21 protein-coding genes are annotated in these 19,153 nt (G+C 69.2%); 8 read left to right on the top strand and 13 right to left on the bottom strand.

Going from position 1 to position 19,153, the window contains the following annotated elements; all coding sequences use genetic code 11:
* A partial coding sequence (locus JMF86_RS23395; protein ID WP_201317158.1) for an MFS transporter occupies positions 1-457 on the bottom strand: 457 nt, incomplete at its 3' end.
* Positions 458-598: 141 nt separating this feature from the next.
* On the opposite strand from JMF86_RS23395, the gene JMF86_RS23390 reads away from it, so the two are divergent.
* Positions 599-1,042 (top strand): GNAT family N-acetyltransferase, encoded by a 444-nt coding sequence (locus JMF86_RS23390; protein WP_011548186.1) that lies wholly within the window; start codon positions 599-601, stop codon positions 1,040-1,042.
* A gap of 59 nt (positions 1,043-1,101) precedes the next feature.
* Here JMF86_RS23390 and JMF86_RS23385 read toward each other — a convergent pair whose 3' ends face one another.
* Together JMF86_RS23385 and JMF86_RS23380 are read right to left on the bottom strand one after the other, a co-directional pair.
* Positions 1,102-1,875 carry an AraC family transcriptional regulator gene (locus JMF86_RS23385; RefSeq protein ID WP_011548185.1) on the bottom strand — a complete coding sequence of 258 codons (774 nt, stop codon included), beginning with the start codon at positions 1,873-1,875 and terminating at the stop codon, positions 1,102-1,104.
* A gap of 25 nt (positions 1,876-1,900) precedes the next feature.
* A complete protein-coding gene (locus tag JMF86_RS23380; RefSeq protein WP_006479474.1) occupies positions 1,901-2,242 on the bottom strand; it encodes an FKBP-type peptidyl-prolyl cis-trans isomerase in 342 nt (113 codons plus the stop codon).
* Between the two features lie 579 nt (positions 2,243-2,821).
* Between JMF86_RS23380 and JMF86_RS23375 the strand changes: the two genes are divergently transcribed.
* Positions 2,822-3,739, top strand: coding sequence for a metal-dependent hydrolase (locus tag JMF86_RS23375; protein ID WP_011548184.1), 918 nt, complete (start codon positions 2,822-2,824; stop codon positions 3,737-3,739).
* Between the two features lie 455 nt (positions 3,740-4,194).
* The gene (locus JMF86_RS23370; protein WP_011548183.1) at positions 4,195-5,685 is read left to right on the top strand and encodes a sigma-54 dependent transcriptional regulator; all 1,491 of its coding nucleotides are present in this window, start codon (positions 4,195-4,197) and stop codon (positions 5,683-5,685) included.
* 37 nt (positions 5,686-5,722) lie between these two features.
* On the opposite strand, the gene JMF86_RS23365 is transcribed toward JMF86_RS23370, so the two are convergent.
* Positions 5,723-6,109: a GtrA family protein gene (locus tag JMF86_RS23365; RefSeq protein WP_011548182.1), complete on the bottom strand. Its 387-nt coding sequence runs from the start codon at positions 6,107-6,109 to the stop codon at positions 5,723-5,725.
* Between the two features lie 609 nt (positions 6,110-6,718).
* Between JMF86_RS23365 and JMF86_RS23360 the strand changes: the two genes are divergently transcribed.
* Entirely contained in the window at positions 6,719-6,967 is a 249-nt protein-coding gene (locus JMF86_RS23360; RefSeq protein ID WP_074803957.1) for a hypothetical protein, read from the top strand.
* Between the two features lie 226 nt (positions 6,968-7,193).
* On the opposite strand, the gene JMF86_RS23355 is transcribed toward JMF86_RS23360, so the two are convergent.
* Positions 7,194-7,976 carry an ABC transporter substrate-binding protein gene (locus tag JMF86_RS23355; RefSeq protein WP_011548180.1) on the bottom strand — a complete coding sequence of 261 codons (783 nt, stop codon included), beginning with the start codon at positions 7,974-7,976 and terminating at the stop codon, positions 7,194-7,196.
* Between the two features lie 234 nt (positions 7,977-8,210).
* On the opposite strand from JMF86_RS23355, the gene JMF86_RS23350 reads away from it, so the two are divergent.
* Positions 8,211-8,630 carry an MbcA/ParS/Xre antitoxin family protein gene (locus JMF86_RS23350; protein ID WP_011548179.1) on the top strand — a complete coding sequence of 140 codons (420 nt, stop codon included), beginning with the start codon at positions 8,211-8,213 and terminating at the stop codon, positions 8,628-8,630.
* On the top strand, positions 8,627-9,328 hold the full coding sequence (locus JMF86_RS23345; protein ID WP_011548178.1) for an RES family NAD+ phosphorylase: 702 nt from the start codon (positions 8,627-8,629) through the stop codon (positions 9,326-9,328). Before JMF86_RS23350 ends, JMF86_RS23345 begins: the two co-directional genes overlap by 4 nt.
* A 60-nt stretch (positions 9,329-9,388) precedes the next feature.
* Here JMF86_RS23345 and JMF86_RS23340 read toward each other — a convergent pair whose 3' ends face one another.
* Positions 9,389-10,120: a metallophosphoesterase gene (locus tag JMF86_RS23340; RefSeq protein WP_011548177.1), complete on the bottom strand. Its 732-nt coding sequence runs from the start codon at positions 10,118-10,120 to the stop codon at positions 9,389-9,391.
* Between the two features lie 133 nt (positions 10,121-10,253).
* Between JMF86_RS23340 and JMF86_RS23335 the strand changes: the two genes are divergently transcribed.
* Positions 10,254-10,907, top strand: coding sequence for a DUF1345 domain-containing protein (locus JMF86_RS23335; protein ID WP_011548176.1), 654 nt, complete (start codon positions 10,254-10,256; stop codon positions 10,905-10,907).
* A 6-nt stretch (positions 10,908-10,913) separates the two neighbouring features.
* On the opposite strand, the gene JMF86_RS23330 is transcribed toward JMF86_RS23335, so the two are convergent.
* Together JMF86_RS23330 and JMF86_RS23325 are read right to left on the bottom strand one after the other, a co-directional pair.
* Positions 10,914-11,582, bottom strand: coding sequence for a glutathione S-transferase (locus JMF86_RS23330; RefSeq protein WP_027808988.1), 669 nt, complete (start codon positions 11,580-11,582; stop codon positions 10,914-10,916).
* A 97-nt stretch (positions 11,583-11,679) separates the two neighbouring features.
* Positions 11,680-12,387 (bottom strand): class I SAM-dependent methyltransferase, encoded by a 708-nt coding sequence (locus JMF86_RS23325; protein ID WP_011548174.1) that lies wholly within the window; start codon positions 12,385-12,387, stop codon positions 11,680-11,682.
* A gap of 315 nt (positions 12,388-12,702) precedes the next feature.
* Between JMF86_RS23325 and JMF86_RS23320 the strand changes: the two genes are divergently transcribed.
* Positions 12,703-14,355, top strand: coding sequence for a DUF3459 domain-containing protein (locus JMF86_RS23320; RefSeq protein ID WP_011548173.1), 1,653 nt, complete (start codon positions 12,703-12,705; stop codon positions 14,353-14,355).
* A gap of 72 nt (positions 14,356-14,427) precedes the next feature.
* On the opposite strand, the gene JMF86_RS23315 is transcribed toward JMF86_RS23320, so the two are convergent.
* From JMF86_RS23315 to JMF86_RS23295, 5 genes are all read right to left on the bottom strand, one after another.
* Complete coding sequence (locus JMF86_RS23315; RefSeq protein WP_011548172.1) at positions 14,428-15,012, bottom strand: thiamine phosphate synthase; 585 nt, start codon at positions 15,010-15,012, stop codon at positions 14,428-14,430.
* A 22-nt stretch (positions 15,013-15,034) separates the two neighbouring features.
* Positions 15,035-16,378, bottom strand: a complete 1,344-nt coding sequence (locus JMF86_RS23310; protein WP_011548171.1) for a hemolysin family protein — start codon at positions 16,376-16,378, stop codon at positions 15,035-15,037.
* Positions 16,379-16,454: 76 nt separating this feature from the next.
* On the bottom strand, positions 16,455-17,234 hold the full coding sequence (locus JMF86_RS23305) for a sensor histidine kinase KdpD (RefSeq protein WP_011694677.1): 780 nt from the start codon (positions 17,232-17,234) through the stop codon (positions 16,455-16,457).
* 67 nt (positions 17,235-17,301) lie between these two features.
* Positions 17,302-18,225 carry a DMT family transporter gene (locus tag JMF86_RS23300; protein WP_006479461.1) on the bottom strand — a complete coding sequence of 308 codons (924 nt, stop codon included), beginning with the start codon at positions 18,223-18,225 and terminating at the stop codon, positions 17,302-17,304.
* A gap of 40 nt (positions 18,226-18,265) precedes the next feature.
* Positions 18,266-19,123: a LysR family transcriptional regulator gene (locus JMF86_RS23295; protein ID WP_011548168.1), complete on the bottom strand. Its 858-nt coding sequence runs from the start codon at positions 19,121-19,123 to the stop codon at positions 18,266-18,268.
* Positions 19,124-19,153 lie beyond the last annotated feature (30 nt).

The raw sequence follows: 19,153 nt of genomic DNA, 5'->3' as shown, positions 1-19,153 counted from the left end.
TCGACCCGGCCGCCGTCCACCCGCTGACCGCACGGGCGCGCAGGCGCGGGTCATGCCGGCACGCGTCGTTGAGCAGCGCGAGCGAATTGGGCAGCATGGCCGCGGCGCCGACGCCTTGCAGCGCGCGGGCCGCGATCAGCATCGCGGGCGCGACGGCGGCGCCGCACGCGAGCGACGCGAACGCGAACAGCAGGAGGCCCGCGACATACAGGCGGCGTGTGCCGAAGCGGTCGCCGAGCGCGCCGGCCGACAGCATCAGCACCGCGAACGCGAGCGTGTACGCATCGACGACCCATTGCAGGCCGGCCACCGGCAGGTGCAGATCGGCGGCGAGATGCGCGAGTGCGATATTGACGATGGTCACGTCGAGCTGCGTGACGACGAACCCGATGCTGACGGTGGCGACGATGCGCGCCAGCGCGGGCGGGAAAGCGGGGGACGGTGTGGTCGTATCCATGCGTCCATCGTAGGCGGCGACGGACATTCGATGTTTCAGCGGGACGTGAAGCGTCGATACGCGGCCCGTGCGCGGCGATTAACATGGCAATGCGGCGGGCGCATGCCACCGCGCACATCGACTTTCGACAGGCCTGTCCGGATGACTCCCTCGAACCTGACGACGCGCGACGCGCAGATCGCCGATCACGCGGACATCGCACGGCTGATGCACCAGCTTGGCTACGATGCGACCCCCGAGATGATCCGCGACAAGCTGGCAACACTGCTGCCGAGCGCGGTCGACCGCATCCTGGTCGCGACGATCGCGCATCGCGTGGTCGGCTGCATCAGCCTGCATGCGCTTGCGCTATTTCACGCGCATGGCAATCTCGGGCGCATCACGAGTCTGGTCGTCGACGAAAGCTGTCGCGGGCAGGGTGTCGGCGGCGCGCTGATCGCAGCGGCGCACAGCTGGTTCGAGTCGGTGGGGTGCGTGAAACTGGAGGTGACGAGCGGCGACCATCGGCTCGATGCGCACCGCTTTTACGCGCGGTACGGCTTCATGCGGGACGGGCAGCGGCTGTCGAAGCGCGTCCGGCCGTGATGCCGGGGCGAGCGGCCGTCGCATCCGCCATCGCGGGAGAACCGGCGCCGCTTGACCGTTCAGTGCCGTTCGCCGCGCCAGCGTCCCGGCGCCACGCCGAAGCGCTTCGTGAACGCATGCGTGAACGTGCTCTGATCCGCGAAGCCGACGCTGCCCGCGATGTCGACGAGCGCATGCCGGCCGTCGGCGAGCAGCACGACGGCCGCGTCGAGCCGCAGCCGCTGCAGGTAGCGATGCGGCGTTTCGCCGAAGGCGTCGACGAACAGTTGATGAAACCGGCGCATCCCGTAGCCGCAGTGCGCGGCGAGATCGGCGATGCGCAGCGGGTCGGCGAGCCGCGCGCGCAGCCAGCGGTCGATGCGCGCGAAATCGAGGCCCGACGCGGGCGCGGCGATGCCCGCATCGTCGAGCAGTGCGTCGCACAGGCGTGCCGCGGCCTGCCACTGGAAACGGTGCGCGGCGGCCTGCCGTGCGTCGCCGTCCGGTGCATCGTGTTGCGCGGCCGCCGCCGCGACCTGCGCGACGAGCGACGTGAGCGCCGGGTCGATCGACACGGCGCGCGCATGGTCGAACAGTCGCTGAGGCACCGCGAGCGACGCGGCGGGCAGGTCGATCACGAGCTGGCGATTGTCGCCGAGGCCCGCGTAGTCGTGGCGCGCGCCGGCCGGAATCAGCCAGGCCGCGTGCCGGTCGATGCGACGGCCGATTCCGTCCACCGCCATCACCATCGCGCCGTCGACGCCGAGCACGACCTGGTGGAAGTCGTGCACGTCCGACGCTTCGCACGTGTCGTAGCGGCGCAGCGCGATGGCGGGGGAGGCGATGCGTTCCATCGGAAGGAAACGGCCGGATGCGGGGTCAGACGTCGAGCAGTTCGACTTCGAACACGAGCGTCGCATTCGGCGGAATCACGCCGCCTGCGCCGCGCGGGCCGTAGCCGAGTTGCGGCGGGATCGTCAGGCGACGCACGCCGCCGACCTTCATGCCCTGCACGCCTTCGTCCCAGCCCTTGATGACCATGCCGCCGCCGAGCACGAACGCGAACGGGTCGTTGCGATCCTTGCTCGAATCGAATTTCTGACCGTCGGTCAGCCAGCCCGTGTAGTGGACGCTGACGGTCTTGCCGGCTTGCGCTTCCGCGCCGGTGCCTTCGGTCAGGTCCTCGTACTTGAGGCCCGATTCGGTCGTGATGACGGACATGATTTCTCCTGAAAGAGGTTGCGTGAAACCGCTATTGTAGGCGAGCGCGCAACGGGCCGGCGCGCGTGGATTTCGTGCCGCCGTACGCGTGTCGGCAAGCGTGGCGGAGCGCCGCGCGCGGGATCGCCCGACACGCAATTGGAACGCGCGTTTGAATTTTTCGCGAGCCGCGGGCCCAAGGTTGCACCACGGCAGTGCGCTGCGCGTATGAATCGATGTGGCCGGCTCATGTACAGCCTGCTGCACGATCATTGCCCGATCTCGCGAAAGACCCGCCACACGGGGCTTGCGGGCCGATCGCCGGGCGCCGCACTGCATCCGGCACCTCGCCCTGACGCGCACTCCCGCGTTCGAATCCCGACCCGTCGGCGCGTCGTTCGAGCGCCGTTTTTTCCGCGTTGCCGACCGTGCCCTGTTTGGAAGCGCGCATCTACCGCGCGGCTTGCGTGTGCCGGCGCGTGCGGCCTATCTTTACATCTGTCGATGTCATGATTTTGGCGGCGCGCGCTGCGCCGCCCGGACTGGCGCCGGCCGCGTCGGACGATGCGCCGGGCCGTGCCGCAACAGGAGAACGATGCAATGAAGTCAGCCGCTTCCGCCACCGCAGCCGGGATCATGCCGGTGCGCCGCGACCTGCGCTTCGACCTGCCGGTCGAGCGCGCGAAGGACTGGCATGGCCTCGGGTCGCACGTGACCCATTTCTTCAACGCGCTGTCGCTGCTGTTTCCGGCCGGCGAGCGCTTCTTCATGGATTCGGTGCGCAACTATCGCGACCGGATCGACGATCCCGTGCTGAAGCAGCAGGTGCTCGGCTTCATCGGCCAGGAGGCGATGCACACGCGCGAGCACATCGAATACAACGAGCTGATGCAGGCGAACCGGCTGCCCGCGCGCAAGCTCGACCAGCGCGTGTGGACGGTGCTCGGCTACATGAAGCGCAAGCTGCCGCATTCGGTACAGCTCGCGCATACGGTGGCCGCCGAGCACTACACGGCGATGCTCGCCGACTGGCTGCTGCGCGACCCGACGCGCCTCGACGGTTCGGTCGAAGGCTACCGGCAGATGTGGATCTGGCACGCGCTGGAGGAAACCGAGCACAAGGCCGTGTCGTTCGACGTGTGGAATGCCGCGATGAAGCCGGGGCTCCGCCGTTACCTGATCCGCATCGGCGTGTATCTGCTGACGACGCTGACGTTCTGGCCGACCGTGTTCCTGATGCATGCGACGCTACTGTGGCGCGATCGCGGCGCCGGCCATCACGTGCGCGGCATGCTGCGGATGATCGCGTTCCTGTACGGGCCGCGCCGCGGGCTGTTTCCGCGCATCGCCGGCGAATGGCTGAGCTTTTTCCGGCCGGGCTTCCACCCGTGGGATCACGACAATCACCATCATCTCGCGCGGGTCGACGCACTGGCCGCCACCTATGGCGAACACGGCGGCACGCCGGCCGGCCGCGGTCGCGCGAACGCACCGGCGCCGCTCGCATCGGGCCGCTGACCCGGCCGTCCCTCGCCCCACCCACTCGGCGGGGCGCCGCGCATGTTGCGTGCGTGCATCAGCCCGCTTCTTCCGACGATTGACGAAAATCAACCGGAACCGGTTGCACGGGCGCCCGCGTGCCCGGCCGACCGGTTGCGCGCGCATGCGCCGCCGCCGCTGGTCATGCGTGCGCCGCGTCGTTCGCCATCGCCGTGCGCCAGTACCGGCGCGGCTTTGCGCGCTCGGCGCCGGTCCTCGCCGGTCGCGCACGGCGCCCGCCACCGGGATAACACCCATCTAGCCGCGGGCCTGCCGCATCGATATACCGTTCATGGCAACGTCGACCTCCGGCGCGATTCATGCGAAGGGGGATTTTATTCGGACGGAAATACGGCCAATATGTCGGTTCGATCGTGTCCGTCGTACGCGGCGGCGAGCCGGCGCGCGATACCAACGCCAAGCGGGGAACAACGATGGTTGCAAGGTCACCCGACGCAAACGGGCCGGCGGCGCCCGAGATGACGGACGTGTCCGTCACCGCTCCCGAGGCCGGCCGCAAGCTGTTCGTGATCATGCGCACGCCGGACGAGCCGTTGCTGGCGCAACTGCGCGGGCTCGGCTGGGAGATCACGGTCGCGAAGACGGCCGGCGCCGCGCAGAACATGACCTGCGGCGTGAGCGTGGCCGCCGGGCTGGTCGATTTCACCGGGTTCACGTCGCGCGACTATCCCGCGCTGAAGATGTGCCTGAGCCAGCCGGCGATCGGCTGGATTTCCATCGCGCAGGCCGGCATCACGATCGGCCCCGCCGTGCGCGAGCTGATCCGTAGCTATTGCTTCGATTACGTGACGCTGCCGCTGCCGTACGAATGGATTTCGCACGTGCTCGGCCATGCGCGCGGGATGGCCGCGCTCGATCGCGTCGATGGCGCCGCCTATGCGGCGTCGATCGGCGAACACGGGATGATCGGCAACTGCGAGGCGATGCAGCAGCTGTTCAGCACGATCCGCAAGGTCGCGAAGACCGACGCGAGCGTGTTCATCTCGGGCGAGTCGGGCACCGGCAAGGAGCTGACGGCGCTCGCGATTCACGAGCGCTCCGGCCGCGGCAAGGGGCCGTTCGTCGCGATCAATTGCGGCGCGATTCCGCATCACCTGCTGCAGTCGGAACTGTTCGGCTATGAACGCGGCGCGTTCACCGGCGCGAACCAGCGGCGCGCGGGCCGGATCGAATCGGCGAACGGCGGCACGCTGTTTCTCGACGAGATCGGCGACATGCCGGTCGAAAGCCAGGCGAGCCTGCTGCGCTTCCTGCAGGAGGGCAAGATCGAACGGCTCGGCGGCCAGGAATCGATCGTGGTCGACGTGCGGATCATCTCGGCCACGCACGTCGATCTCGACGGCGCGGTCGAGGCCGGGCGCTTCCGCGCGGATCTCTATCACCGGCTGTGCGTGCTGCGCATCCACGAGCCGCCGCTGCGCGCGCGCGGCAAGGACATCGACATCCTCGCGCACTACGTGCTGCAGAAATTCAAGGCCGACAGCGGCCGCAAGATCAGCGGCTTCACGTCGGCCGCGCTCGACGCGATGCGGCGCTACGAGTGGCCCGGCAACGTGCGCGAACTGATCAACCGCGTGCGGCGTGCGATCGTGATGGCCGAGAGCCGGCTGCTGACGCCGCACGATCTCGGACTCGATACGCCCGGCGAAACCGAACCGGTGACGCTCGAGCAGGCGCGGGCGCTGGCCGAGCGCACCGCGATCGAGAACGCGCTACTGCGCAACGACCACCGGATCAACAAGGCCGCCGCCGAACTCGGCATTTCACGCGTGACGCTCTACCGGATGATGATCGAGCACGGGCTGAACGATCACGACAACAACGGCGGCAACGGCGGGAATGGCGACAGCGGCGGGCACGACGGCGCGCCGTCGGGCGACGCGGGGCATCAGCGCGTCGGCTGAGCGGCGGGTGCGAGGCGTGTGATGCGTGCGGACCGCTTCAGCGATAGGTCCACAGCCGGTGCAGCACGAACGTGACGGGCGGCACGCACAGCACGACCGCGACGATGCTCCACGCGCGCGCGAGCCCGAGCGCGTCGGTGCCGTGCGCCAGCAGCATCGTCACGGCCAGGCCGGCCATCGCGACCGCGAGAAAGCGCACGAAGTTGCCCCACGTCACCGGCGACGAAAAACTCCACAGCGTGTTGGCGAGATACGAGAACGCGGTCGAGCAGACGAACGCGGTCGCGTTCGCGATGACGGGCGTCGCGTCGAACAGCGCGAACATCGCGGCGGCGATCAGCGCATGCAGCGCGGTCGAGCCGACACCGGACACGCCGAAGCGGATCAGCCTGGCGCGCTCGGCGGCATGGAAGGTACGGATCATCGTGGGCGGTGGTTTGCGTGAAGTCGCGTGAGATCGCGTGAAGCGGTGTCGCAGTATAGCCATGCGATCGGCGGCCGCGTCCAGCGTCCGGCAGCGACGTGCGGTGCGCGTTGCCGCCAGCGCCGGCATGTAAAGCGCATGAAACATTTCGTGTGGATCGCCGGGCGGATTGCCGCGACGAAACGGGTCGTTCGGCCATCCCGCCGCCGGTAAAAATTCCGCGCTCCATTGTTCAGCCTTATTCCGCAAGGCCCCGCCGTCGCAGGGCCGGCGCCCGCCGTTGCGCCGACGTTTCAGTTTCGTAACTTCCTGCATGCCACGCCCGTTCCGGCCGCCAGCCGGCCCGGCCGCCGCCTTGTCCGGCCGGGCTCGCGTCGCGCTGGCCCGGTCCTTGCAAAGAGAGACGTGCGAGAGTCGACGACGCGAGGTCCTCCGGTCAGGCAGCGAAAGCTTTCCGTACCGGCCAGGACGCGGTCCGCGGGGATGCGGCGGTCGGGCGCGGTGCAGCAGCCGCGTCACGGCGAGCACGGAACGTCGTCGGCTGATCGCCGGAGCATCGGCATCGTCCGGTTGCCGGAACCAACATCAGACAGCAAACGGGGTAGAAAAATGATCGATCATCACACGCCGCGGTCCGCAGGCCGCGATCGCAGTGATTCGGGACATCGCCGTTCGAGCATCGCGCTTGCAGCGGACCGGCATGCCTCGACAGGCCATCTCTCCGCGCCCGGTGCGAGGCGGATCCGGCTGGTTGCCGGTCATCCGCGCCGGGTCGGCACTTTCCTGCACGCGAACCCGATCCGCATGGGCATGTGCGCACGGGCGCCCGTGCCGCGCCGCCCGGTTTTCGCCTATTGAATCGATCCGCACGACGTCCGTTCGCGTCGCATGTCGTTGCCGCGAAGGATCGATATGCAATCCGAACGATGACGCGAAGCGTCGTGCCGCGCGCTGCGGACGACGCAAGAAACAGGCATTCGATGAAACGGCGAACCACGCGCCGCCGTTGCCATCCGGTTGAAGGGGAGGGGCGGTCGGACGCGCGCGACGGAAGCAGTCATCCGTACGCGCGCGACGCCGTTTTTCAACCGCCGTAGATGTCGAAGTCGAAGTACTTCGATGCGAGCCGCTTGTAGGTGCCGTCCTTGACCATGTCGTGGATCGCGCGGTCGATCTTCGCCTTCAGGTCGGTGTCCTCCTGGCGCAAACCGATGCCGGCGCCGATGCCGAGCACCTTTTCGTCGACGAGCTCGGGCCCGACGAACGTGTAGTTCGCGCCGCGCGGCGATTTCAGGAACCCGATCGCGGCCTGCACTTCATCCTGGAGGGCCGCGTCGAGGCGGCCGGCGATCAGGTCGGCATACACGCCGTCCTGGTTCTGGTACGACACGACGTTCGCGCCTTGCTTGCCCCAGTACGCCTTCGCATACGTTTCCTGCGTCGTGCCCTGCTCGACGCCGATCGATTTGCCCTTCAGCGATGCGGCGGTCGGCAGCAGCGACGAGCCCTTCTTCACGACGAGCCGCGTCGGCTGGTTGTAGATCTTCGTCGTGAAGCCGATCTGCTGCGCGCGCTGCGGCGTGATCGACATCGACGACAGCACCGCGTCGAACTTCTTCGCCTTCAGCGCCGGAATCATCCCGTCGAAATCGTTCTCGAGCCACACGCATTTGGCCTTCAGGCGCGCGCAGATCTCGTTGCCGAGGTCGATGTCGAAGCCGACGAGCTTGCCGTCCGGCGCCTTCGATTCGAACGGCGCGTAGCTGGCGTCGGTGCCGAAGCGGATCGTGGTCCAGTCCTTCGCGACGGCGGGGCCTGCGGATACCGCGAGCAGGGCGATCGAAACAGCGGCAATCAGTCTCTTCATGGTGCGTTCCTTGGCATGGTGCATCCGGTTTCCGTGCGACATGGTCTCCACGGACACGACCCGCGCCGTGACGCGGTGTCCGCCCGGCCATTAAGGCAGAAAATAAAATAAGAGTCCAGAATGGACAAAAAATATCGATTTGTCGGACGGGCTTGACGATCGTTGGGTGCGACCCTTGCAAAAATACGAGAATGGACTAATCTTGTTAGTAAATTCGTTTCGAGACTAACCGTCATGTCACAGCCCGCCTATGAATCGCATTCCGCCTTGCCGCACGCTTCGGTCGCGCAGATGTCGGCGGCCGGCCTGCGTGCGTTTTTCAACATCGCGCGCGACTGGGAACTGACGATCGACGAGCAGATCGTGCTGCTCGGGTCGCCCGGCCGCTCGACGTTCTTCAAGTGGAAGGCCGCGCCGGAATCGGCGCGCCTGCCGCGCGATACGCTCGAGCGGCTGTCGCTCTTGCTCGGTATCTACAAGGGCTTGCAGATCCTGCTGCCGCAGCCCGCTGCGGCCGATGCTTGGGTCAAGCGGCCCAACGATGCGGCGCCGTTCGGCGGCAAGCGCGCGCTCGACCGGATGCTGGCCGGCAACGTCGGCGACCTGGTGGCCGTGCGGCAATATCTCGATGCGATGCGGGGTGGCTGGGCGTGACGACACCGATCGAAGTCACCCGGTGGCCCACGACCACCGTCGACTGGGCGCCCGCCTATCGCGTGATTCCCACCCGTTTTCCGGCCATCAACCTGTTCGACCGCGTCGCGTCGGCGGACGATTTCGACGCGCTCTACGCGCTCGAATCGCTGACCAACGACCGCATCCGCAACGAAGTCGGCACGCTCGAGCTCGTGCCGCCCGCCGAGCGCCGCTACGGGCAGGGCTGGGGGCCGATCATGGCCGCGTTCACGCACCTGAATCCGCTGGGTAGCCGCTTTTCGGACGGCAGCTACGGCGTGTTCTACTGCACGCGCTCGCGCGATACGGCGATCGCGGAAACGCGCTATCACAGCGGGCTGTTCCTCGCCGCGACCAAGGAGCCGCCGATGCGCCAGCAGATGCGGCTCTATACCGTGCTCGCGCACGGCGACGTTGCCGACGTGCGCACGTGGCCGCAGCGCGATCCCGCGTTGCTGGACCCGGTCGACTACAGCGCGGGGCAGGCATTCGGCCGCGCGGTGCGCCAGGCGGGCGGCGCGGGGATCGTCTATCCGTCGGTGCGCGACCCGCGCGGCGAATGTCTCGCCGCATTCCGCACGACGCTGCTGCGCGACTGCCAGCATGCGGCCTATCTCGAATACAACTGGAACGGCTCGGCCGTCGATGCGGTGTTCGAACTGAATCAGGTCGGCTAGCGTTTGCTTGGCCGGGCGCGGCGGGCGTTGCATTGCGCGGAGCGGACACCGACCGGCCCGTCACGGCAGCGGCCAGTCGCCCGCGTGGCGTTCGCGCGCCTCGGCCTGCGTCATCGACCACGTGCGGCCGGTGCGCGGCTCGGCGAGCGTGAGGCGCCCGGCCGGCGCGAACGCACCCGTGTCGATGAACCATTGCGCGCCGATCCGTTGCGGTTCACGCACCGGCGTGTGCCCCGTGCAGGTCAGCGACAGTCCGGCCTGCCGCGCCGGATCGGCGAGCCCCTGGATCAGATCGCGGCCCCAGATCAGCCGCTCGCGCACGTCGTGCGGATAGCTGCCGGTATCGAGCTCCGCATCCGAGCCGAAGAATTCCGCATGCAGCACGTTGAAGCGCGCCGGGCCGTCGCCGATCACGCGCACGAGCGGCAGCGCGTCAACGCGTGCCGCATGCGCGTGCAGCCGTTCCGGCGGCAGGTCGGCGCCCCAGTCGCCGCCGATCCCGCGCCACGCGTCGGGCGGCAGCTTGCCGCGTGCGACGAGGCTCAGCACTTCCTCGTGATTGCCTCGCACGACGTGGCACCACGGCCGGTCGAGCAGGTCCAGCGCGGTTTCGGAGGCCGGGCCGCGGTCCACGAGATCGCCGACCGAGAACAGCCGGTCGCGGGCCGGATCGAAGCGGACGTCGTGCAGCAGCGCGCGCAGCACGTCCACGCAGCCGTGCAGGTCGCCGACGACGAAGTCGCGGCCGGCCGGGTTCGCGGGATGGCGGCAGAGCAGGGCGGTGGCGGTCATCCCCTTATCTTAGGCGCTCGTGCCCATCGCCACGTCACGACGGAATGGCGATAATCGGGGCGCGTTACCCGCCGGCGCGGCGGCTTTCCCGCGCACCGGCCGAACCCTTTCCATCCGCTTTCGGAATCACACGATGACGCTTTATCCGCAGGTATTACGCAACCGGCCGCGCATGGTCGCGGCGTTCGTCGCCGGCGTGCTGTGCGCGGTGCTGCTGCCGTTTCCGCTGCGCCCGACCGCGCGGGCGCTGATCGGCTGGGATTGCGCGGTCTGGCTGTACCTCGTGCTGATGTGGGTGCGCATGGTGACCGCGCATCATCACAAGGTGCGCGAAGTCGCGGTCCGCGAGGACGAAAACGCGACGACCGTGCTGACCGTCGTGTGCCTCGCGACCGTCGCGAGCGTGGCGGCGATCGCGATCGAACTCGCGACCGCCAAGAGCGTCGGCTTCAGCGCGGGGCTCAGCCACTACGCGATCACGGGCGCGACGCTGTTCGGCGCGTGGTTCCTGATCCCGACGATCTTCACGCTGCACTATGCGCGGCTCTATTACGGCTCGCCGAGCAACGATCGCGCGCTCCGTTTCCCCGACCGGAACCCGGAGCCCGATTACTGGGATTTCCTGTATTTCGCGTTCACGCTCGCGGTCGCGTCGCAGACGGCCGACGTGTCGCTCGCGAACCGCTCCGCGCGGCGCTCGGTGCTCGCGCAGTCGATCCTGTCGTTCTACTTCAACATGGCCGTGCTCGGCTTGTCGATCAACGTCGCGGCGGGGCTGCTGAGCTGACGCCGGTTACTTGAGCAGGTCGTACCGGCCGCCGCGCTCCAGCGCGCGCTGGTACGCGGGCCGCGCATGGATCGTGTCGAGAAAGCGCGCGATCGCCGGATACCGGCTGCCACCGCCGCGCGCGGTCGCGGCTTCGAGCGGAAAGCTCATCTGGATGTCGGCCGCGCTGAAGCCGTCGCCGACGAACCAGCCGCTGCGCGCCAGCGCACCGTCGACGTGGCCGAGATGCAGGTCGATCTGCGGATCGACGAAACCCGACTGCAGCGTCGCGGCGATCTTGCGTGCGATCGGCCGCGCGAAGAACGGCATCGGCGCATGCGCGATCCGCAGCGCGACGAGCTTGAGCAGCAGCGGCGGCATCGCCGACCCTTCCGCGTAGTGCAGCCAGTACGTGTAGTCGTGCCGCTCGGGCGAGCCGGGCGGCGGCGCGAGGCGCCCGTTGCCGTAGCGTTCGACCAGGTATTCGATGATCGCGCCCGATTCGGCGAAGGTGCGGCCGTCGTCGGTCACGACAGGCGACTTGCCGAGCGGATGGATCGCGCGCAATTCGGCCGGCGCGAGCATCGTTTTCGGATCGCGTTCGTAGCGCACGATCTCGTACGGCACATCCAGTTCTTCGAGCAGCCAGAGCACGCGCTGCGAACGCGAGTTGTTCAGGTGATGGACGGTGAGCATGTCGAGGCCGGAAGGGGGCGGGAACGCCATCATACCGAGCGCGCGCGGCGCATTCGCGAATCGTGTGGTGCGCGCCGTGGCGGGCCGCTTCGAATCGTCAAGCGCGCCGCACCGCGATCCACGCGCCCCAGAACAGGCTCGCGAAAAAACGCAGCGGCGCATCGAAGCCCGCGTCGCGCAGCAGCGCGAACACGGCTTCCTCGGACGCGGGCGGATCGGCGCCCTGCAGGATCTTCGCGAGTTGCGCGCGCACGGCGTCGGACGTGGCGCCCTTCATGCGCCAGCGCTGCTGCCAGGCGTCGAGCAGGCGCGGGTGGTCCGCGTAGCGGCGATGGTTGCCGGCGAGCACGAGCGGCGCGCCGGGCTTCAGTCGCCGCGCGATCGCATGCAGCAGCGCGGCTTTCGCGTCGTCGCCCGGCACGTGATGCAGCACGCCGATCAGCGTCGCGCCGTCGAACGCGGGCGCATCGGGCAACGCGTCGACGCCATCCTCGACGAACGCGGTACGCGCGCCGAAACCCGCGGCTTCGACATTCGAGCGCGCGAGCGCGAGCATCGGCGCGGACGGGTCGACGGCCGTGAATTGCCAGCCCGGTTCGAGCGCGGCTGCTACGCAGATTTCCTGCCCCGTGCCGCCCGCGCCGGCCACGAGAATCCGGGCATCGGTCGCACCGATCGCCGACGCGAGCATGCAGGCGGCGAGTTCGTGACAGGCATCGTAGCCGGCGAGCGCGATGCGCGATTGTTCGGCGTATTCGTGCGCGCGTGACGGATCGAATTTCGCGGCGCTGGCGGGAAGCGACATGGCGGGTTCCTTTTGACGGGAGCGGACGACGTGTCCGCGAGCATGACGCGCAGCGTATGTGCGCGCGGCCGGCGCAACAAGACGGGCAATCATTCCGGTATGCCGACTACCCGACTCGCGGGCGCATGCCGCTTCGTTTCCGGCGGCGGTTTCCCGGGGTCGATTCGCATTTAAAAATGTCTGACCACACCGCATCGCGGTGGCGAATCCGGCGCATACTCGTTTCTCTCCCCCCGCCTGGCCGTCGCATGCCGGGCCCCGATGCGCTGCGCCAGTGGCGCGGCCATGCCGCTCGGTACGCACGAGGAGCGCATGATGTCCGATTGTCCGCATGATCCGTACGCGCAGCACTACATCCATTGTTTGCCGTTTGGCGCGCAGCCCTGCGGCGCGCTCAGCACGACGCCGCGCACGCATTTCCGCGTGTGGGCGCCCGGCAGCACCCACGTCCAGCTCGAACTGAATACCGGCTACGGCCCGATGCTGGTGCCGATGACGAGCGCCGGCCCGAACTGGTTCGAAGTGTTCGTCGACTGCGGCGCGGGCGCACGTTACCGCTATCGTCTCGACGATACCGTGTCGATTCCCGATCCCGCGTCGCGTTCGCAACCCGAGGGGCTCAACGGGCCGAGCGAGGTCGTCGATCCGCGCGCGTTCACGTGGCGCAATACGTTCTGGCACGGGCGCGCATGGGAGGACGTCGCGCTCTACGCGATCCGCCCGCACGCGGTGGGCGGCTTCGACGCCGTGCGCCGCCGCCTGCCGCAGCTCGCGCGCCTCGGTGTGACCGCGCTGGAGCTGCTCGCGTCGCCGCACGACAGCCTGCCGTTCGCGCCGCTCGCGGCCGAAGGCGGCCCCGACGAGCTGAAGGCGCTGATCGACGCCGCGCACGGCTACGGTCTCGCGGTGCTGCTGGAGCTCGACTACGCGCGCTTCGGCAGCGGCACCGACGCGCTGCGCCACTATGCGGGGCCGTTCTTCCATACGCGCGACGATCCGCTGCAGGCCGCGCCGCTCGCGCTCGATCATCCGGAAGTCTGCGATTTCTTCTGCGACAACGCGCTGTACTGGATCGATGAATACCGTTGCGACGGGCTGCGCCTGCGCGAAGCCGACCGGATCGGCGTGTCGTGGCTGCGCGAGATCGCGGATCGCGTGCGCGCCGCCGTGCCGGCCGACCGGCTGATCCACCTCGTGCTCGGCAGCGAGCGGCATCCGGCGCATCTGGCCGATACCCATTTCGACGCGCAGTGGAACGGCTGCGGCGAACGTGCGCTGCACCGGCTCACGGGGCGTGACCCGTCGGCGCATGAAGGCATTTCCGCGCACCAGTCGATCCACACGCTCGCCCGCGCGCTGACCGCGGCCGGCGCGGCGTACCAGCCGGCCGCGTCGTCTGACGGGATGGGCGCCGACGGTGGACTGTCGCTGACGTCGCTCGTGCTGTCCGATGGCGCATGGCGCGACGGCGGCCCCGGCGATCCCGGGCAGGCGGCCGGTCTGGCCGCGCTCGCGCTGTCGCTGCTCACGCCGCAGATCCCGCTGATCTTCGACGAGACTGCGCGCGACATCGATCGCGCGCATTTCGTGCAGTCGGCGCTCGCGGTGCGCGCGAAGCTGATCGCGCCGCGGCTGTCCGATTGCCGGCCGCAGGCAGCCCATGCGCTGAAGGCGGACGGCGACGGCGATGCCGACGCGCTGTGCGCGTCATGGCGGCTCGCCGACGACGAGACGTTGACGATCGCGTTGAACCTGTCGCCGGATGCGGTGCCGTTCGATGCACCGGGCGGGCGGGTGGTGTTCGAGACGCCGGCGCGCGCTCGCGACCGGGTCGATGAAGGGGAATTGCCGCCGTATTCGCTCGTCGCGTGGCTGACCGGCGACGTCAATCGCTACGCGCTGACGCACGACGTGCGTCGCCTCGACGACGGTTCGTGGCGCGGCATGCGTCCGAACCTGAACGCATGAGCCGGTGAACGCGTGAAGCAGTGCGGCCGGCCGCGGTCGTACGCAGCCGGCCGCCTGCCGGAAAGCACCGAATTACCAGAACCCGCGTATGCCCGCGATGCCGTACGCGCCGTGGCGGCGCGCGTCGTCGAGATGCGCGCGCGTCATGCCGCCGAGCGCGAACACGGGCATCGCGGCCTGTGCGGCCAGCGCGTCGAATCGCGCCCAGCCGAGCGCCGGCGCGCCGGGGTGGCTGAGCGTCGGCAGCACCGGCGACAGCGTGACGAAATCCGCGCCGGCGCGCGCGGCCAGCAGCAGGTCGTCTTGCGTGTGGCACGCGGCGGACACCCATCGAGCAGCCGGCAGCGGCCGTTGCGCGGCGGCGCGCAATGCGGTGCCGTCGAGATGCCAGCCGGCGCCGTCGAGCCGCATCACGCCGGCTGCATCGATCGGGCCGTTCAGCATCAGGTGCGCGCCGGCCGCGGCGCAGCGCGCGAGCGCCGCGGCGGCCAGCGACGCGAACGCGGCCGCGTCGAGCGATTTCACGCGTAGTTGCACGAGCGTTTCGCCGCGTGCGAGCACGGCCGACAGGCGGTCGAGGAACGCCGCCCGATCAGCTGCCGACGCGGACGCCGGTTCCGGCGTGATCACGCAGCAGCGCGGCAGCGGCGCGTTCATCGTGCGATGCGGCGCCGGGCCGTCATTCGTCGGCCTCTTTCACGATCTTCGGATAGACGCGCACGAGCACGATGCGCGGCCCGTTCATCTTCTTCACGACGACGTCGAAGCGGTCGAACGACACGCGCTGCCCTTCGGTCGGCAGGTCGCTCAACGCCTGGATCACGAGGCCGCCGACCGATTCCGCGCGGCCTTCGTCGATGTCGATGCCGAGCGCCTGCTCGAGCGACACGACGGGCAGGCTGCCCTTGCCCATCAGCGTGCCGTCGTCGAGGCGGCTCCAGTCGGCGTCGCCTTGGCGGAATTCGTCGTGGATCTGGCCGACCAGCGCGCCGAGCAGGTTGTCGAGCGTCAGGAAGCCGATCGGCTTCTCGCCCTTGTTGCCGACCAGCGCGAAGTGCGGGGCGCCCTTGCGGAAGCGGCGGAACAGCTCCAGCGCCGGCGTATCGGGCTTCACGTACTGGACCGGGCGCACGTAGTCGGAGAGATCCTCGAGCGCGGCGCCCGCGTGACGCGCGAGCAGCAGGTCCTTCAGGTGGATCAGCCCGCTCACCTGTTCGCGCGACGCATCCTCGAACAGCGGATAGCGGCTGAAGCGGTGCCGCGCGACGATCTCCATGTTGTCGGGCAGCGGCAGGTCGCGCCGCAGGCCGATCATTTCATGGGCCGGCCGCATCAGGTCCGACACGGTCATCGACGAAAAATCGAGCGAATGCGCGAGCGTGTTCCACTCGTCGTTGGTGTACGTGCCGCGCGCTGGCTGGGCCGCATTGCCGGCCGCGCTGCGGCGGCTGCGCAGGATCAGCTTCAGCTCGTCGGTTGAATAGTGCGCATCGCCGCCGTGGTCGGCCGACAGCCCTGCGAGCCGCAGCACTGCGTTGGCGCTGGTGTTGAGCACCCAGATCGCCGGATACATCGCCCAGTAGAACGCGTAGAGCGGCAGCGCGACCCACAGGCCGACCTTCTCCGGCTGACGGATCGCCATCGACTTCGGCGCCAGTTCGCCGACGACGATGTGCAGGAACGAGATCAGCGAGAACGCGAACACGAGCGAGATCAGGTGCACGACGCGCTCGGAGTGGACGCCGATCAGGTCGAGCAGCGGGCCGAGCAGTTGCGCGAACGCCGGTTCGCCGACCCAGCCGAGGCCGAGCGATGCGAGCGTGATGCCGAGCTGGCACGCGGAAAGATACGCGTCGAGCCGGCCGTGCACGATGCCGAGGATGCGCCCGCGCAGGCCGTGCTTGCGGGCGAGGGTCTTGACGCGCGTCGCGCGGAGTTTGACGAGGCCGAATTCGGCCGCAACGAAGAACCCGTTCAGGGCCACCAGGAACAACGCGCCGATGAGCGCGAAGATCTGTAACAAAGAATCGCTCCGGTTATGACAGGCCCACCAGTATAGAGCCAGAAAGGAATTTGTAATGCGTCGGGCGACCGCTTGCTTACACCGGCGCCTCGCAGGGAATCGAGAAGGTGAGGGTGGCGGCCGCGCCGTCGGCGAACACGTCGTGCGCGAACGTGCCGCCGTGCGCGAGGGCCACGCGCTGGCATAGCGCGAGCGTCCATGCGCTGCGTTTCGCATCGCGCTCGTGCAGCATCTCGCGCCGCGCGAACGATTCGAACGCATGCGGCTGCGTGGGGTCCACCAGCACGCCGGCATTCACGGTGCAGGTGGCGCGCGCGGTGAACTGCGCGCCGTCGCGCGTGCAGGCGAACGCGACCCGGCTGCCCGCGGCGCTGGCTTCGACGGCCGTCGTCAGCAGGGTCCACAGCGCCTGTGCGACGCGTTCGCGATCGACGGTGAGCGACGGCTCGCCGTCCGGCAGCGTCGTGTCGAGCGCGACCTGGCGTGCGTCGGCGAGCGCGAACCGGACGAGCGCGATTGTTTCGTCGAGCAGCGCGCGCAGCGCGAACGGCTGCGGCGCGAGCACGAGCGTGCGCGTTTCCGCGCGCGGCGCGTCGAGCACGCCATCGATCAGCGCGACCTGCTGGTCGATGCCCGTGCGGATGCCCGCAAGCGCGCGCTGGAGATTGGGATCGGCATTGGCGAGCTGGCGCTCGAGCACGTAGGCCCAGCTGTGCATCGCATTCAGCGGGCTGCGCAGGTCGTGCGACGCGGTGGAGAGGGCCTGGTCGCGCAGGAACAGCGCCGCCTGGGCGGCGTAGTGCGCTGCGCGTTCGCGCAGCAGGTCGGCGGCGGGATCGACGGAAGTGGACGTCACGGAGCTGGCCTGTCGGAAGCGGTTGGCGTGGAAGTCACGCGAATCGCCATTATAGGGACGGTGGGTGTCACGCCGGCAGCGCGTCCTCGTCCTTTTTCCGCGCGTCGCCGTTCGGCAGCAACTGGCACGCGAGCAGGCCGGCCAGCATCAGCGCGCAGCCGACCAGCGCGCGCAGCGTCAGCGTTTCGCCGAGCGCGGCCCAGCCGGCGATCGCCGCGAACACGCCTTCCATGCTGAAGATCACGGCCGCGTGCGCGGGCGCCGCGTCGCGTTGCGCGACGACCTGCAGCGTATAGCCGACCCCGACCGACAGCAGCCCGCCGTACAGCAGCGTCGGCAGCGCGCCGCGCAGCATCGCGGCGCTGACCGGTTCGACCGCCAGGCCGACCGCGAGACACGCGACGCCGCACACGGCGAACTGCAGGAACGCGAGCACGAGCGGATCGTGGCGCTTCGCGAGATGGCCGACCGCCATCACGTGCGCGGCGATGATGACGGCGCCCGCGAGCTGGAACCAGTCGCCGTAGAGCACCGAGAAATGCTCGTCGATGCTGAGGAAATACAGGCCGATCGCGGCCAGCAAGGCGCCGAACCACGTGCCCGCGCCGATCCGGTGGCGCGCGAGCGCGCCCATCAGCGGCACGATCACGACGTACAGCGAGCTGATGAAGCCGGCGTTCGCGATCCGCGTGTATTGCAGGCCGACCTGCTGCAGCGAGATCGATACGGCGAGCAGCCCGCCGAGCGCGAGGCCCGGCAGCAGCAGCGCCGGTTCGCGCCGGATCGCCGCGAGCTGCGCGCGCGACGCCGCATTCACCATCAGCAGTGGCACCAGCACGAGCGCGCCGAGCAGGAAGCGCAGCCCGGTGAACAGGAATGGCCCGATCACGTCGAGGCTCAGGCGTTGCGCGACGAAGGCGGAGCCCCAGATCGCGGCGGCGCCGAGCATCAGCAGGTTGGCGCGGAGGTGCTTGCGGGCGTCGGGCTTCATCGGCATTCGTCTGGAGATTGCGGGCGGCGGGCCCGCCAGTTTACGCCGAGATTGCAAGGCTGTCGGCAAACCTGCGCAGCGCGGCGGCGGCGCGGGCGTCGCGGACGCGCGAATACAGCACGACCTGCGATTGCGGCAGCGGCGGCAACCCGAATTTCGCGCCGACGTCGACCAGCGTGCGCGGGGCGACGCGCCGCGCGAGCGGGCAGACGGCCAATCCGGCCGCGGCGGCCGCCGTGACCGCCGCGACTCCGCCGCCCGTGAAGCGCTCGCGCCACGGCAACCCCGCGCGATCGAGCGCGCGCAGCGCGGCGGCTCGCACGCCGCAGGGGCCGGCCAGCACCGCGAGCGGCAGCGGCTCGCCCGCGCGCGGCGCCCAGTCGGGCGCGGCGAGCCACGCCAGCGGCTCGGTGAACAGCGGCGTGGCGTCGTCGCGCGGCGGGTCCTCGCCAGGCTCGTGCCGCGCGATCACCGCGTCGAACCGCCGTTCGTCGTATTGCGGGAGCAGGCTCGTCGACGCCCCGAGATGCATTTCCAGCGACAGCCCCGGGTCCTGCCGGTGCAGGCTCGTCAGCACGGCCGGCAGGTCGGGCACCGCGACGTGCTCGCTGACGCCGAGCGACAGGCGCACCGTGCCGGTCGAGATCGCGCCGAGCGCACGCTCGTGCGCGTCGAGCAGCGCACGGGCGGCCGGCAGGAAATTCTCGCCGTCGGCGGCCAGCTTGACGACGCGCGGCGTGCGCGCCAGCAGCGGCTTGCCGAGATGGGCCTCCAGTCGCTTCAGCTTCAGGCTGACGGCCGATTGCGTGGTGCCGAGCGCATCGGCGGCACGCGTGAAACTGGCGAGGTCGGCGACCAGCACGAACGCGCGCACGGCATCGAGATCGAGTACTTTCATTTCAAATGAAAATAAATGAAATATTCATCA

It is taken from the genome of Burkholderia sp. E168m15 (genome assembly GCF_016586105.1).
GTDB lineage: Bacteria > Pseudomonadota > Gammaproteobacteria > Burkholderiales > Burkholderiaceae > Burkholderia > Burkholderia orbicola.
Note: the sequence above shows the minus strand (reverse complement) of the source record. Positions and strands in the feature narration are given on the sequence as shown.

What these genes read in the sequence shown, in the direction of transcription:
- JMF86_RS23330 (WP_027808988.1), bottom strand. Translation starts at nt 11,582, where the DNA reads ATGCTCACCGTCCATCACCTGAACAACTCGCGTTCGCAGCGCGTGCTC.
- JMF86_RS23360 (WP_074803957.1), top strand. Translation starts at nt 6,719, where the DNA reads ATGATCGATCATCACACGCCGCGGTCCGCAGGCCGCGATCGCAGTGAT.
- JMF86_RS23320 (WP_011548173.1), top strand. Translation starts at nt 12,703, where the DNA reads ATGTCCGATTGTCCGCATGATCCGTACGCGCAGCACTACATCCATTGT.
- JMF86_RS23370 (WP_011548183.1), top strand. Translation starts at nt 4,195, where the DNA reads ATGGTTGCAAGGTCACCCGACGCAAACGGGCCGGCGGCGCCCGAGATG.
- JMF86_RS23340 (WP_011548177.1), bottom strand. Translation starts at nt 10,120, where the DNA reads ATGACCGCCACCGCCCTGCTCTGCCGCCATCCCGCGAACCCGGCCGGC.
- JMF86_RS23385 (WP_011548185.1), bottom strand. Translation starts at nt 1,875, where the DNA reads ATGGAACGCATCGCCTCCCCCGCCATCGCGCTGCGCCGCTACGACACG.
- JMF86_RS23325 (WP_011548174.1), bottom strand. Translation starts at nt 12,387, where the DNA reads ATGTCGCTTCCCGCCAGCGCCGCGAAATTCGATCCGTCACGCGCGCAC.
- JMF86_RS23350 (WP_011548179.1), top strand. Translation starts at nt 8,211, where the DNA reads ATGTCACAGCCCGCCTATGAATCGCATTCCGCCTTGCCGCACGCTTCG.
- JMF86_RS23300 (WP_006479461.1), bottom strand. Translation starts at nt 18,225, where the DNA reads ATGAAGCCCGACGCCCGCAAGCACCTCCGCGCCAACCTGCTGATGCTC.
- JMF86_RS23315 (WP_011548172.1), bottom strand. Translation starts at nt 15,012, where the DNA reads ATGAACGCGCCGCTGCCGCGCTGCTGCGTGATCACGCCGGAACCGGCG.
- JMF86_RS23375 (WP_011548184.1), top strand. Translation starts at nt 2,822, where the DNA reads ATGAAGTCAGCCGCTTCCGCCACCGCAGCCGGGATCATGCCGGTGCGC.
- JMF86_RS23355 (WP_011548180.1), bottom strand. Translation starts at nt 7,976, where the DNA reads ATGAAGAGACTGATTGCCGCTGTTTCGATCGCCCTGCTCGCGGTATCC.
- JMF86_RS23335 (WP_011548176.1), top strand. Translation starts at nt 10,254, where the DNA reads ATGACGCTTTATCCGCAGGTATTACGCAACCGGCCGCGCATGGTCGCG.
- JMF86_RS23390 (WP_011548186.1), top strand. Translation starts at nt 599, where the DNA reads ATGACTCCCTCGAACCTGACGACGCGCGACGCGCAGATCGCCGATCAC.
- JMF86_RS23380 (WP_006479474.1), bottom strand. Translation starts at nt 2,242, where the DNA reads ATGTCCGTCATCACGACCGAATCGGGCCTCAAGTACGAGGACCTGACC.
- JMF86_RS23365 (WP_011548182.1), bottom strand. Translation starts at nt 6,109, where the DNA reads ATGATCCGTACCTTCCATGCCGCCGAGCGCGCCAGGCTGATCCGCTTC.
- JMF86_RS23295 (WP_011548168.1), bottom strand. Translation starts at nt 19,123, where the DNA reads ATGAAAGTACTCGATCTCGATGCCGTGCGCGCGTTCGTGCTGGTCGCC.